The sequence below is a fragment of the Methylomonas sp. EFPC3 genome (assembly GCF_029643245.1).
In the GTDB taxonomy this organism is placed as follows: Bacteria; Pseudomonadota; Gammaproteobacteria; order Methylococcales; family Methylomonadaceae; genus Methylomonas; species Methylomonas koyamae_B.
Genome location: NZ_CP116398.1, coordinates 1,012,593 through 1,026,192, shown reverse-complemented (window position 1 = coordinate 1,026,192; position 13,600 = coordinate 1,012,593). Strand labels below are relative to the sequence as shown.

The following is a 13,600-nucleotide window of genomic DNA, read 5'->3' as shown; positions in this document are numbered from 1 at the left end:
GGCGGGCGGACTTGACTGCGATGCGCGCCGCGTATCCGTTCCGGTTAGGGGTGTTATCCGGCCGCGTCAGCCACCATAATCCCGGTTGCGAACAAGCGCTCGAACTGCTCGGCCGGCACCGGCTTCGAAATCAGATAGCCCTGGCCGTAATCGCAGCCTATCCGTCGCAACAACTGGTATTGCTCTGCGGTCTCGATGCCTTCGGCGACCACTTTGATCCCCAACTTGTGCGCCATTACCACGATCGCTTCGCACAAGGCCATATCGCTGGATTCCGCTACCATGTTGCGCACGAAGGTCTGGTCGATTTTGATGTAGTCGATATCGAACTTTTTCAGGTAAGCCAGCGACGAATAACCGGTACCAAAGTCGTCCAGCGCCACCTGAATCCCGGCATCGCGGAATACTAACAATTGTTCGCGACTGGCGTCGCTGGCTTCCAACAACGCACCCTCGGTAATTTCCACAACTATGCTGTCGCCCGGCAAACCTAATTCCTGCAACACTGCCACCCAGGCCTGGCTCTCTACGGCCTGCTTTCGAAACTGTACCGGGGATTTATTGACGCTGATTTGAAACTGCGGTTGGTACAACTCGCGCCATTGTTTGAGCTGCCGCACCGCGTCGGCGAATACCCAATCGCCGATTTCGACGATACTGCCGGTATCCTCGGCAATCGGAATAAATTCGGCCGGACTGACCATCCCCAGATCCGGATGTTGCCAGCGCAGCAGTGCTTCGGCTTTTGCCAACCGACCCGAGCCGAAGTCGACTATGGGCTGGTAATGCAACAACAACTGGTTTTTTGCCAACGCCGCATGCAGATCGTTGGCCAGACGCAGACGCTTTTGCGATTGCAGTTGCATTTGCGCGGTGAAATATTGGTAACGGTCGCGGCCTTGGTTTTTGGCGGCATACATGGCTTGGTCGGCGTTCTTCAACAGCGCTTCCGAGTCATTACCGTCGTCGGGAAACACGGCGATGCCGATGCTGGCGGAGATATAGGCGATCTCATTCCCCAACGAGAAAGGCTGGGCCAATCGCTGCAAAATGCTGTCGGCAATCCGGTCGACGCTTTCGGTGTGTTCCAATTCGCCCAGAATGATTGTGAACTCGTCGCCGCCGAGCCGGGCAATACTGTCGGAATCACGCACGCTTTCGCACAGGCGGTGTGCGGCTTCTTTCAACAATACATCGCCCATGAAATGGCCCAGGCTGTCGTTGACATCCTTGAACCGGTCAAGATCCAAAAACATCAGCGCGACTTTTTGGCTGTGGCGTAAAGCTTTTTTGATTTCCCGGTCCAGACGGTCCAAAAACATATTGCGGTTGGGCAGACTGGTCAGCGGATCGAAATTGGCCTGGCGCCAGATCAATTGCTCGGATTTTTTGCGCTCGGTAATATCGGTAATCAAAGCGACCCGCCGATGCACGCCGCCGGTTTCGTTATAAATGGAATTGACCGTTACCCAGTGGACGCAATCCTCCCCGTTTTTGCGGCGGCCGCCGATCTCTCCGGCCCAATGCCCCTGAGTATTGGTTACCCGCAACACGGTTTTGAAAAAAGCCTGATCGTGCTGTTCCGGGCTCAGGCCGGTGAACGAACGACCGATGACTTCGTCGGCGGCGTAACCGGTTACTTTGGTAAAGGCCGGATTCACGGTAATGATCAGCCCGCTGCCGTCGGTCACCAGCATCGCTTCGCTACTGTTCAGGTAGACCAGCGAAGCGAGCTGCATTTCCTGTTCGGCCAATTTGCGCGCCGTGATGTCATCGTAAACGCCCAGCACCCCAATCGGCCGGCGCTGGGCGTCGCGTAGCGGGACTTTCGAGGTCTTCAACCAGACGGTATTGCCGTGCGGATCGATTTGAGCTTCCTCGTAATCCAGTTTCGGCGCATTGCTCCGGATGACCTGCAGGTCGTCGGCCCGGTATTTGTCGCCGAAGTCGCGCCAAGCCAACTCGCTATCCAGTTTGCCGATTAATTGTTCCGGCCCGGACAAGCCCGCGTCGCGGCTGAAAGCGATATTGGCGCCCAAGTAACGCGAATCCAGGTCTTTCCAAAATACCCGGCTGGGAATGGTATCGATCACGGTTTGCAGCATATCGACCGACTCCGCCAGCCGCCGCATCGCCTCCACCCGGTCGGACACGTCGTGCAACATCAGAAAATTGGTGGCGGCCGGCGTGTTGTCCAGCACCACGTTATTGACCAATACCGTGTGCAGGCTGCCGTTCTTGGCACGGACCGCCAACTCCTGCGGCGGCGACAGTTCGCCGGATTCGTCGTAAAGCCGGCGGTATTCGTGCCAGCGGCCGATCACTTGCTGGCGGTACTCGGCATCGGGATGCGCCAACCACCACCACTCGGCCAAACTCGGAATATCGCTGCGGTCGTAACCGAAAATTTTGACGAAGGCCGGATTCAAATAATCGATACGCCCCTGGGTATCGTAAACCACGTAAGCCACCGGCGATTCGTCAATGATGGCGTGAAACCTGGTCTCGCTGGCCGACAAGGCTTGGTGAGCCGCGAACAGACGTTGATAAGGCCGTTGCACGCTCGACACGAATATCGAACGGTAGATAAAGGCATAGGCAAAGACTTTGTAGACGTGGCCGAGCAAAATGTACAAATCGGCGACGCTGGTATAAAAGGTGACGAACAACTCGCTCATCGCCATGACCGCGGCGGCGGCGGCCAAACCGGCGGCATCGCAGTTACGGCGCCAACCGGCCTGATAAACGAATACCACTGCGATCAAGCCGTACAGGGCTGCCAACAGGTACTCGCTATTTTTCTTGAACGGCGTCAGGCCGGTAGTTTCGTCGAAGGTGGCCGGCAACCGGGCCTGATGGAAAAATACCAGCCAAGCGCCGACGCCGCACAGGCCGATCACGCAAACCAGCACGGACCAGCGAAAGGCCGGGGACAATAGACGTTTGCACGGTACCGCGCAGGCAATTAACCCCACTGCGGCAAGGCCTCTGGCCATCAGCCAAAATGCAATCGCTTTTTCCGCTCCGCTCTCGCTGACGAACGCCGGCATGCCTTTGAAAGACAGGGTATGCAAAAAATCCAGCAAGGCGACGCCGAGAAAACAGCACGCCATCACCACGAATCCGCCCGAATTTTCTTTTTGGTAGACGCTCCAGCCCACCGCGAACACCGACGCGGAAATTACGATGGAAACGCCTTCCATCAGATTGTGGGTCGACAACGAATGCGGCTGAATTTGCCGGGCCAACTCGGCGACGGGAAGCGTCAGGCTGGCAAGTTGAATCAGCAACAAGCCCATAACCGATACCAGCAAATGCCCAACGGCTTGCGGTTCTTTGCTGATGGCTTCGGTCATCTTGGGTCCCGGATCAACTACGGCGAAAATTTAATTGGCGGTGGTGCGACGATTAACAGACTGAGAAAACTAAAGCCACCGGCAATACGCCGTAGCTGAACTGAATTTTAACCGTAAATCCGTTTTGCTTGGGGATTTTGGCAAACGCCGGTTCCAAGCGGCTCGCGCCCGACCAACCCAACTCTTATTTACCCGCTTGAACCGAGTATCGGCCGGCGGTTTTTGTAATTGGCCGGCAATTAGGCCAAAATGAGCGGCCGACATCGGCTTACCAAGACTACCCTCGTTTCGCGAGTACCCGGCCATGGCCTTATTTTCTTACAAAGTTGTCAACAATCTGGGCGTCACCGAAGAAGGCGTGCGCGACGCTGCCGACGAAAGAGCGTTGCTGTTGGAACTGCAAAAACAGGGCTTGGTGCCCATCCGTATCGAGCCGGCAAAAGACAAGACTTTTCTCGGTTTCAAACTCAAATCCGCTGCGGTCAGACTGTCGCAAAAGGAAATCGGTATGCTGACCGGCGAACTGGCAACCTTGCTGGAGTCGGGCTTGCCGTTGGATCGCTCGTTGACGATCTTGATGCAGCTGACCGAGGAAAATCCGAAACTGAACAAACTGGTCGGCGAGGTGCTGGAAAAAGTCAAAGCCGGCAAAGCCCTGGCCGATGCCCTGGAAAGCCAGAGCGGGGTATTTTCCCGATTTTATTTGAACATGATCCGGGCCGGCGAGTTGGGCGGCAATCTGGGCGGCGTACTGCAGCGGCTGGCCGAATATCTGGAGCGGTCGCAGGAACTGAAAGACACGGTCAGCACCGCGCTGATTTATCCGGCAATCCTGTTGGTGATGTCGCTGGCCTCGCTGTTCGTGATGCTGACTTTCGTGGTGCCGCAATTCAAGGAAATGTTCGACAGCGCCGGCCAGGCGTTGCCGGTGCCGACCCAAATCGTGGTCGGATTGGCCGAATTTCTGCAGCGGTATTGGTGGGTGATGCTGCTGGCGATCGTGATCGCGGTGCAAACCCTGAAAAGCCAACTGGCCGATCCGGCCGGCAAAAAGGCCTGGGACGGCCGTTTTCTAAAAATGCCGCTGTTCGGCGAAATTGTGTTGACCATGGAAGTCGCTAATTTCAGCCGGACCTTCGGCACCTTGTTGGGCAATGGCGTATCGATTTTGAAATCGCTTGGCATCGTCCGGGAAACGGTCGGCAATACGGTGCTGGCCGACCTGCTGGAACAGGCCGAGGCGCAATTGAAGCAGGGGCGGACCATGTCCGAAGCCTTGGCCCAGCAAAACCTGTTTCCCAAACTGGCGGTGCAAATGATTAAAATGGGGGAGGAAACCGGCCGGCTGGAGGAAATGCTGATGCGGGTTGCCCTAATTTACGATAAACAGTTAAAAACCACGATACAACGGATGCTGGCGCTGCTGGAGCCGGCCTTGATTATTTCGCTGGGGTTGATGATAGGCGGCATCATCGTTTCGATACTGCTGGCGATCCTGAGCGTAAACGATCTGGCATTTTAAAAATAAAAATGGAGTCGACAACATGAAATTAACCTTGCACCGCCACCGCGGTTTTACTTTGTTGGAACTGCTTGTGGTGTTGGGCATTATCGCGATGCTGGCCGGCATCGTCGGCCCACAAGTCATGAAACATATGGGTGCATCCAAGACCAAGGCGGCCAAGGTCCAAATCGAGGACCTCGCCGCGGCGCTGGACATGTACAAACTCGATGAGGGCCGTTATCCGACCACCCAGCAAGGCCTGACGGCACTGGTGGAAAAACCGGCCGAGGCCAAACGTTGGAACGGTCCTTACCTGCGCAAAGACAAAATTCCGCTGGATCCGTGGAACCAGGAATACCACTACGTTTTCCCCGGCCAGCACGGCAAATTCGACTTGTTTAGTCTGGGCGCCGACGAAAAAGAAGGCGGTGAAGGCGAGGACCAGGACATCAACAGCTGGGAATAAATGACCGCCCTGCCCGCTTCGGAAACGGCTCCGGCCGACGCATTCCGGCGTCCGCCGCGGTCATGCGCCGGATTCACGCTGATTGAACTGGTGGTAGTGTTGCTGGTCGCCGTGCTCGGCTTCGCGGCGCTGGGCGGCAGCATCGGCTCCGGCAATAAAAGCACCCAACTGCAAGCGCTGGCCAGAGATCTGGCCAGCGCTTTACGCTACGCCCAGGGCCAGGCGCTGGCCACGCAACGCCAAACCAGCGTCGCCATCGACTTGCGCAACAACAGCTATCAAATCAGCAACCGCGACAAAGTCTATACCTTCGCCGAAGAGGTCGACGTGTCGCTGGTCGTCGCCGAAGAGGAATTCGGCGCCGACCAAATCGGCAGCATCCGCTTTTTCGGCGACGGTTCGTCGACCGGCGGCCGCATCACGCTGGAATGGGGTAACCAATTACGCCGGATCGACGTCAACTGGATTACCGGCGAAGTCAGGATATCGGATGCGGCGGCATAAAGGCTTTTCGCTGCTGGAAATCCTGGTGGCGTTTTCGATCATGGCGATTGCATTGAGCGTATTACTGCGGGTATTCGGCGCCGGCGTTAACAATGCCGTCATATCCGAGGAATACACTATAGCCGTGCAGATCGCCGAATCGTTGATGGCGCGGACCGGCGTGGAAACCCCGCTCACGGTCGGCGACAGCGAGGGCAGCGAAGGCGACAAATACGACTGGCTGGTCCGAGTGGCGCCGGCCTCGAATCAACCGGCCAGGCGCAGTCTGCGCGAACCCGATCCGAACAGCGAAACCGCCGCACAACTTTACTCGGTGCAGGTTGGTGTCAGTTGGGGGGACGGCGACCAGCGCCGTAGCGTGGAATTGACAACATTAAAATTGCAGCAAGGCCAGGGATAGTGTTTCCCCGCCAATCTAACGGCTTTACCTTGATCGAAATGCTGATCGCGATCACGCTGCTCGGCGTGATGGTGACCTTGCTGTTCGGCAGTTTGCGGATTGCGGCGCAGAGTTGGCATAGCGGCGAAACCAAAATCGACCAAGTCAACCGTAAAGCCGTGGTCTACCAATTTTTCAAACACCATTTGAGTGCGGCCCGGCCGTTGCCTGAGTTCGTCGCTGCCGAGCGCGACGACCTTCAAGCCCCCCCGAGCCGGAATTGCCCAAACTTAGTTTTCAGGGCCTGCCGCAAAGCTTGCGCTTCGTTGCCGCGCTGCCGGCCGCTTCGGCGCGCAAAGGTCTGCAAATCTTCAGCATCGAACCGGCCCGCGACCGGACGTCTACATTGAACGTCACCTTGACCCCCTACCGGCGGCAAGTGGATGCCGAGCCGGAGCCGGTGGTGTTGCTGGAGGACGTCCGCAGCTTCCGCATCAGTTACTTCGGCGCCAAGAGTCCGAACGCTGGCGACGCTCCGGTCTGGCAGGACGACTGGCTGGACGCCGAACGTTTACCGAGCCTGGTCAAAATCCATATTGCGCTCAATGACGACAGCTTTTGGCCGGATATGATCTTTCCGCTGCGGATCGACGCCGCCGCCCCGGCCGGCGATAACATCGGCCAGCAAACCTCCCTGCCCCCCGATGCCGAGTAATCCGTCCAGTCCACGCCAAACCGGAATGGCGCTGGTGATCGTGATTTGGATTTTGACGCTGCTCAGCGTGATGGCGGGCAGTTTTACGCTGACCATGCGGCGGGAAAGCGGCGTTAGTTCGGCTATGGTCGGCAACGCCCGCGCCTCGGCGCTGGCGGAATCCGGTTTGAATTTGGCCGCACAGGGCCTGCGTCAACCCGATCCGGAACAACGCTGGCGGGTCGACGGCGCGATTTACCGGTTGGCTGGCGCCGATAGCGAACTGCGAATTCGGGTTTTGGCCGAATCCGGCAAGGTCGATATCAACGCAGCCGGCGAAGAATTACTGCTGGCGGTACTGTCCTATGCCGTCGAAGATGATAGCCGGCGGCAACAACTGATGGATGCGATCATCGATTGGCGCGACGCCGACGACGAACCGCGGCCGAACGGCGCCGAAAAGAAACACTACCGCCAGGCCGGCAGATCATACCCTCCGGGCAATGCCCCCTTTCAATCGCTGGAAGAGTTGCAAATGGTGCTGGGCATGGACGAAGCCATATTCGAACGGATCCGGCCCTGGATCACGGTCTATTCCGGTCAGCCCGAGCCGAACAAAAGCCTGGCGCCGCCCGAGTTGCTGCGCATCATCGATGCCCGGCTGAAGACACAAAATATTCATGATGTATACTTGGAGCGACGTCTGGCCAAACAAACCGGCGATAACGGGCCGGACGGCAATCAAACCGAGGCCGGCTTGGCGGACCAGGAACAAACCTTTACCATTAGCTGCGAAACACTGCTGGCGGACCAGTCAACCGCGTCAATTACGGCCGTGGTGAAGTTTGAAAACCAAGATATCGGACAAGCGCCCTACCGCATCCTGGATTGGCAGCAGGGTCGACAAGAATCGTCGCTATTCGACCCGGAAAAGGAACCCCAGTTAATCACTGTGCAAGATGAGCTTACTAACAACTAACGACGTCGATCTGAAGCGGTTTTGGCAATGGTGGAGCGGAGAGCTGGCTGCTCTGCTGCCGACCGGCCTGAAACGGCTGCTCAGCGACCGCAGCGGCGTCGCCATCTTCAGCCCCGACCAAAGCAATTTCCGAATCGATTTTCATCGGGAAACTGCAAGCGAAAACACCGTAATCTGGCAACTCGATCCCAATGCCGAGGACGCGTACCGGAACCTGAAAAATCTGAATCCCGAACTAGACAAGGCCGAGTGCCTGCTGCGGTTAAACCCCGGCCAAGCCTTGCAAAAACGCTTGTTTCTGCCTGCCGCCGCCCAAGAAAATCTGCAACAAGTCGTCGGCTTCGAACTGGACCGCTACACCCCGTTCAGCACCGAGCAGGTTTATTTTGCCGCCAACGTGCTAGGCAAAACCGAATTCGGCCAAATCGAAGTGTTGTTGGTGTTAACGCCGAAACCGCTGCTGGACGATTGCCTGGCCCGGCTGCAGGCGCTTGGCGTACAACCGGCCGCAGTCGATTTCAGTCCGGCGGCGACGGTTTATCCCGCTAACGTCCCGCGTTACACCTTGTTGCCGGAACAATACCGGCCCCGGCCAAATAACTGGGTGCGCACGGTACATTGGAGCCTGAATGCCTTGTTACTGCTGTTGCTGGTCGCCGCCTTGGCTTGGCCGGTCTGGCAGGAAGGCGAAGCCGTCGATACCTTGAAACGCCAACTGAAGACATTGGAGAAAGAAACCACTCTGATCGAAGCCCAGCAAAGCGAAATAGACGCGCTCCGCGAGCAGACCCAACGTCTGATCGGCATTAAATCCGATTCGCCATCGCTCGTTGCGGTTTTAAACGAACTCAGCGTCCTGTTAAAAGACGATACGTGGTTAACCCACTACCAATACGCCGAAAAACGTTTACAAATACAAGGCCAGTCGCCGGCCGCATCGTCGCTGATCGGGGTACTTGAAGCCTCGCCCTACTTCAGTAACGTCAGTTTTGTCTCACCGTTGACGCAAGACAAGGCAACCGGCCGCGAACGGTTTCAAATCAGCATGGATGTCGCCGCGCCGAAGCCGGAAGACACGGCAGCAGATGCGGAAACGCCTGCCGCGGAGGGCGACAACTCCGAGGAGGCACAGCATGAATGAAGCCCGCTATCAGCGTTGGCTGGCGTTGGGCCTGTTGGCTGCAGTGGTGCTGGTTGTGGTGTTGGCCGCCCTGTTGCCGCTGTTCAACACCTGGCTGGATTACCGGGAGCAGAAGGAAACCTTGTTATTCCGCCTGCAACGCCAGCAAACCATTGCTGCCCGCCGCGACAGCGTGGCTCAAAACCTGGATTTTCTGCATCAACAGTTTCAACAGCAAGGCTATTTGAGCGATAGCGATACCGAATCGCTGGCATCGGCGGAATTGCAAAACATCATCAAAACTGCCGTAACCGACGCCGGCGGGCAATTGACCAGCACTCAGGGATTACCCGGCAAAACTGAAGACGGTTTCATGCGGATCCTGGTCAAAGTCCGCATGAGCTGCAGCATGGAGGCCTTACGCGCCGTGTTGTACGCGCTGGAAACCAACGTCCCGCTGTTATTGGTCGACCAGCTGGACATTTCGCCGGTACGCGGCGCGCGCAACCGCAGCAATAACAAGCTGGAGCCGAGCTCGCAATTGAATGTCAGCTTTCAAGTCGTCAGCTTTATGCGGGCCAAGGCGTCATGAATCGTAAGTTGTTACGCTTGCAATTGCTGACTTGCGCCGCACTCGGCACCGGCCTCGGCGGCGAGTGGCTGGTCAGCCGTTATGCGGCGCAGGAACTCGACAGCCAGCTGGCGGCCCGAGACCAAATCGGGTTCGAGGCCGAACAACTACCCGCTATCGCTGATTCCCCGCGCCCTATCGACAGTTACAGCGATATCGTCGAGCGGCCGATTTTTATCGAGGGGCGCCGGCCGCTGGTCGAAACCAAAGCCAACGACCCCATGCAGAACAGCGACACCAGCCAGATCGACGACTGGTCGCTGATCGGTGTTTACGATAAGGGCGGCAAACCGACCGCGCTGTTCAGCAAGCGTAACGAAGCGCGGAAATTCCTGAAGATCGGCGAAGAACAAAGTATATCCGGCTGGCAATTGAAACAGATTCTGGCCGACCGGGTCATCCTGCAACAAGCCGGCCAGGACAAGCCGGTCATGTTGCGCAAACCGCGAGCACAAATCAAACCGCCGCCCGGTAAACCCGCGCCCCGGCCTCCGGCGCCGGCCAACGTCAATGCCAGACCGATTGAACAAGCACCCAATGAAATACCCGAGACACTCAATGACAACTAACAAAATTGGCGTTCCCCCGATGTTGGTGTTGGCGCTGTCCATGGCCGGCTGCGAGTATATCGGCCCGCAGTTGCACCAAAAATTGCCGATTGCCGACAACCAACGGATCGGCGACGATCAGCCCATTCCGGAGCTGGCAAATGCGGATAAATCGGCCGAGAACCGGACCACCAAAGTCGAATTGTTCCCGAACGGTGAAGCCAGCATTACCGCCCACAATACGCCCAGTACCGCCGCCAAATCCGGCGCCAAAGGTGAATACAGCCTGAATTTCGACGATGCCGACCTCGGCGAAGTCGCCAAGGTGATCCTGAGCGACATCATGGGCCGCAATTACACGATCAGCCCGCAAGTCACCGGCAAGGTCACCTTGCAAACCTCGAAGCCGCTGACCAAGGACGAGCTGCTGCCGACTCTGGACATGCTGCTGGGTTTGAATAACGCCGCGTTGACCGAGCAAGGCGGAATGTATCTGATCAAACCGGCCAACGAGGCCTTGTACAGCAGTTCGATCAATTCGTTGACCAGCGCCAAAATGCCGAACGGCTACCAGGTGCGCATCATCCCGGTGAAAAACGTGGCCGCGACCGAGCTGTCCGAGATCCTGAAGCCGCTGATGCCGGAAAAGTCGGTTTTGCATGTCGACCCGAGCCGCAATATTTTATTGGTGGCCGGGTCCGGCAACGAAGTCGCGCGAGCGATGGAAGTGGTCAATACTTTCGATATCGATATCATGAAAGGCCGCTCCTTTGCATTGTTCACCCCGGCCAATGTCAGCGCCGGCAAGATTATCGAAGAACTGGAACAGATTTTTAATAACAAGAAAGCCAAGGACGAAGAAGCCAGTTTCTTCCGTTTCATCGAAATCGAACGCCTGAACGCGGTATTGGCTATTACTCATCAAGCCAATTACCTGAAAGACATTGAAAACTGGGTGTTGCGGCTGGACCGGATCAATCCGGCTGCGGCCGGCGGCGTCAACGTCTACCGTTGCCAGCACGTCAGCGCCGGCGATCTCGCCGACACCTTGAGCGGCATTTTCGGTAGCGGGGTGCAACGCAGCAGCAAAGCCTCGATCGCTTCGGGCCGCAAATCCCTGTCAGCGACCAACAAAAGCTCCAGCGGCACTTCGTCAAGCGCCAGCAGCATGGGCGGCAGCACCGGCAGCAACCGGCAACAGGATTCCGCCAGCGAACGAACCCTGAGCGACCGCACCGACCGTTCCGCCAACCGCAGCTCCGGCGCGCTCGGCGGCAGTTTGAGCGGCGGCAGCGGCGGCGGTAACAATAACGATATGCCGAACGTCAAAATCCTGGCCGACGAAGGCAATAACGCCTTGATTATCGTGGCTACGGCGCAGGAATATGCCGTGATTCAGCGTGTGCTGAAACAACTGGACGTGTTGCCGTTGCAGGTATTAATCGATGCGACGATCGTTGAGGTAACTCTGAACGACGACCTAAAATACGGTATTCAATGGTATTTCAGCCACAACAATGGCGGGACAAATCAGATCACAGGCGGCTCAAACCAAGGGCTCAATGCACTAGATCTGGCAGAAGAAGCGGCAAAAGCCTTTTCTACAGGCGGTTTTACCTATGCGTTTTCAAGCGGCTCTAAAGACATCCAGGCAGTATTGAATGCGAGCGCAAAAAACAATAACGTCAACGTGATTTCATCGCCATCTTTAATGGTATTGAACAACCAGGAAGCATCCATCAAGGTTGGCGATTCCGTACCTATCCGTTCATCCGTTTCTACCAATTTGACATCTGGTGGAGCCAATAACACCCCTATTCAAACCAGCTCGATTCAAATGATCGATACCGGGGTAAATTTATCTGTCAGACCTCGAGTCAACGCCGGCGGCTTGGTACTGATGGACATTTTACAAAGCGTCAATCAAGCAATTAAGACGACCACTAGCGATACCATTGACTCGCCTACGATACAGAAACGGGAAATCGAAAGCAGCGTCGCCGTACAAAGTGGAGAAACCATCGTACTAGGCGGCTTGATCAGAGAAAATAATGACTATTTGCGAGACGGGGTACCGCTATTGCACGAAATTCCGTTAATAGGCCCGTTATTCGGCGGCACCACCCGAAATAAAGGCAAAACCGAGCTGGTAGTGCTACTGACCCCCAGAGTCATGAAAAGCCGCCAGGACGCACAAGACATTACCAAGGAGTTCAAACGCAAATTGTCCGGCATCTATTTTCAAGAACCGTTCGAGGTCGATGTCGAGAAGGTCGAACCCAGCGAGCAATAACGCTACCGCATAGCGGCAATCGCTTTATGAATCCGATCTCTCCCGACCGCTTGATCTCGTTTTGGTCTGCCGCCCAGCTCGAGGCCAGCGCAGTGATACTGATGAACATCGTCGGAGCCCTGTTGTTGGGCATGGTGGTCGGTTACGAACGCTCCTATCACGGCCGCGCTGCCGGCATGCGCACCTACGGCTTGGTCTGTATGGCCTCGGCGGCGGTTACCGTCATCGTCGGTTACCCGCAATTCTGGTTCGGCGGCTTATTGCCGCTGACGGCGACGGCCGATCCGACCCGGGTGATTCAAGGCATCGTCACCGGTATCGGCTTTCTCGGCGCCGGCGTCATCATGAAGGAAGGCCTGAATATCAGCGGGCTGACCACCGCAGCGTCGATTTGGGCCTCATCGGCGATCGGCATCCTATGCGGCGCCGGCTTTTATCTGGCAGCGATCGTACTGGCCTTGATCGCGTCGGCGACGATGATCTGGGGTGGCTGGATCGAAACCGTACTCCCCTCCAGGCACGCCATTGCGGTTTTGCTACGTTTCAAATCCGGCCACCGCCCGCGGCAAACCGATTTGGAACAGTTGGCCCAAATCATGGGTTACCGCCTGGCGGAAGGGTCGATTTCGATGAGCAAAGACCTGCACGGTGAAGAATGGCATTTGGTGCTGATTGCCACCGACAACCGAAAGGTATCGATTCCCGCAATCAGCGAGACGCTGGAGCAACAGGTGTTTCTGGCGGGTTACCAATTGTCTTTTGCCCGCAACTGATTTGCTAGAGCAGCTGCGGCCAACACCAAGTTGCGATTTTTACTTCAGTACGTCTTTCACGCATTGCCTGATGAAGGCTTCTATCGGCAGATTGTCGTTGACATAGTTGTTAAACAAGCCGCTGACATCGACCGGATCCAAGTAGGCGTAGACGCCGCAGCCGGTGGCGGCAATAAATTGGTGGCTGAGGTTTTCAATGAACATGGTCCGGGCATAGCCAAGTTCGGTCATTTCGTTCAATGCTTGCATGGCGCTCACCGTTGGGTTGATGGAACTCACCAACCCTGCAGCATAGGCTGGGCCAAACGCTCAAGTTTTATTGGCTTTCAACCATTTGCATCCGGTCTGACGCG

At 56.6% G+C, this 13,600-nt stretch carries 13 protein-coding genes; 11 read left to right on the top strand and 2 right to left on the bottom strand.

Translation table 11 applies throughout. The annotated features are described in order from the left end of the window. Nucleotides 1-53: 53 nt before the first annotated feature. Complete coding sequence (locus PL263_RS04630; RefSeq protein WP_278211887.1) at nucleotides 54-3,356, bottom strand: EAL domain-containing protein; 3,303 nt, start codon at nucleotides 3,354-3,356, stop codon at nucleotides 54-56. Between the two features lie 304 nt (nucleotides 3,357-3,660). On the opposite strand from PL263_RS04630, the gene PL263_RS04625 reads away from it, so the two are divergent. The 11 genes from PL263_RS04625 to PL263_RS04575 all read left to right on the top strand — a co-directional run bounded on the left by PL263_RS04625 (nucleotide 3,661) and on the right by PL263_RS04575 (nucleotide 13,247). Further along, nucleotides 3,661-4,878: a type II secretion system F family protein gene (locus tag PL263_RS04625; protein ID WP_140911243.1), complete on the top strand. Its 1,218-nt coding sequence runs from the start codon at nucleotides 3,661-3,663 to the stop codon at nucleotides 4,876-4,878. A gap of 22 nt (nucleotides 4,879-4,900) precedes the next feature. Next, the gene (gene gspG / locus PL263_RS04620) at nucleotides 4,901-5,326 is read left to right on the top strand and encodes a type II secretion system major pseudopilin GspG (protein ID WP_140911242.1); all 426 of its coding nucleotides are present in this window, start codon (nucleotides 4,901-4,903) and stop codon (nucleotides 5,324-5,326) included. Next, nucleotides 5,327-5,830: a GspH/FimT family pseudopilin gene (locus tag PL263_RS04615; protein ID WP_278211886.1), complete on the top strand. Its 504-nt coding sequence runs from the start codon at nucleotides 5,327-5,329 to the stop codon at nucleotides 5,828-5,830. Next, the gene (locus PL263_RS04610) at nucleotides 5,817-6,230 is read left to right on the top strand and encodes a prepilin-type N-terminal cleavage/methylation domain-containing protein (RefSeq protein ID WP_278211885.1); all 414 of its coding nucleotides are present in this window, start codon (nucleotides 5,817-5,819) and stop codon (nucleotides 6,228-6,230) included. Before PL263_RS04615 ends, PL263_RS04610 begins: the two co-directional genes overlap by 14 nt. Before the next feature lie 259 nt (nucleotides 6,231-6,489). After that, nucleotides 6,490-6,924: a hypothetical protein gene (locus tag PL263_RS04605; RefSeq protein WP_278211884.1), complete on the top strand. Its 435-nt coding sequence runs from the start codon at nucleotides 6,490-6,492 to the stop codon at nucleotides 6,922-6,924. 25 nt (nucleotides 6,925-6,949) lie between these two features. Then, nucleotides 6,950-7,882: a type II secretion system protein GspK gene (locus tag PL263_RS04600; RefSeq protein WP_278211883.1), complete on the top strand. Its 933-nt coding sequence runs from the start codon at nucleotides 6,950-6,952 to the stop codon at nucleotides 7,880-7,882. Continuing rightward, on the top strand, nucleotides 7,863-9,023 hold the full coding sequence (locus PL263_RS04595; protein ID WP_278211882.1) for a PilN domain-containing protein: 1,161 nt from the start codon (nucleotides 7,863-7,865) through the stop codon (nucleotides 9,021-9,023). Before PL263_RS04600 ends, PL263_RS04595 begins: the two co-directional genes overlap by 20 nt. Beyond that, on the top strand, nucleotides 9,016-9,594 hold the full coding sequence (gspM, locus tag PL263_RS04590; protein ID WP_140911237.1) for a type II secretion system protein GspM: 579 nt from the start codon (nucleotides 9,016-9,018) through the stop codon (nucleotides 9,592-9,594). Before PL263_RS04595 ends, gspM begins: the two co-directional genes overlap by 8 nt. Then, nucleotides 9,591-10,202, top strand: coding sequence for a hypothetical protein (locus PL263_RS04585; protein ID WP_278211881.1), 612 nt, complete (start codon nucleotides 9,591-9,593; stop codon nucleotides 10,200-10,202). Before gspM ends, PL263_RS04585 begins: the two co-directional genes overlap by 4 nt. Continuing rightward, nucleotides 10,192-12,474 (top strand): type II secretion system secretin GspD, encoded by a 2,283-nt coding sequence (gene gspD / locus PL263_RS04580; protein WP_278211879.1) that lies wholly within the window; start codon nucleotides 10,192-10,194, stop codon nucleotides 12,472-12,474. Before PL263_RS04585 ends, gspD begins: the two co-directional genes overlap by 11 nt. A gap of 26 nt (nucleotides 12,475-12,500) precedes the next feature. After that, nucleotides 12,501-13,247: an MgtC/SapB family protein gene (locus PL263_RS04575; protein ID WP_278211878.1), complete on the top strand. Its 747-nt coding sequence runs from the start codon at nucleotides 12,501-12,503 to the stop codon at nucleotides 13,245-13,247. Nucleotides 13,248-13,286: 39 nt separating this feature from the next. On the opposite strand, the gene PL263_RS04570 is transcribed toward PL263_RS04575, so the two are convergent. Continuing rightward, complete coding sequence (locus PL263_RS04570) at nucleotides 13,287-13,496, bottom strand: hypothetical protein (RefSeq protein ID WP_140911233.1); 210 nt, start codon at nucleotides 13,494-13,496, stop codon at nucleotides 13,287-13,289. Nucleotides 13,497-13,600: the final 104 nt, after the last annotated feature.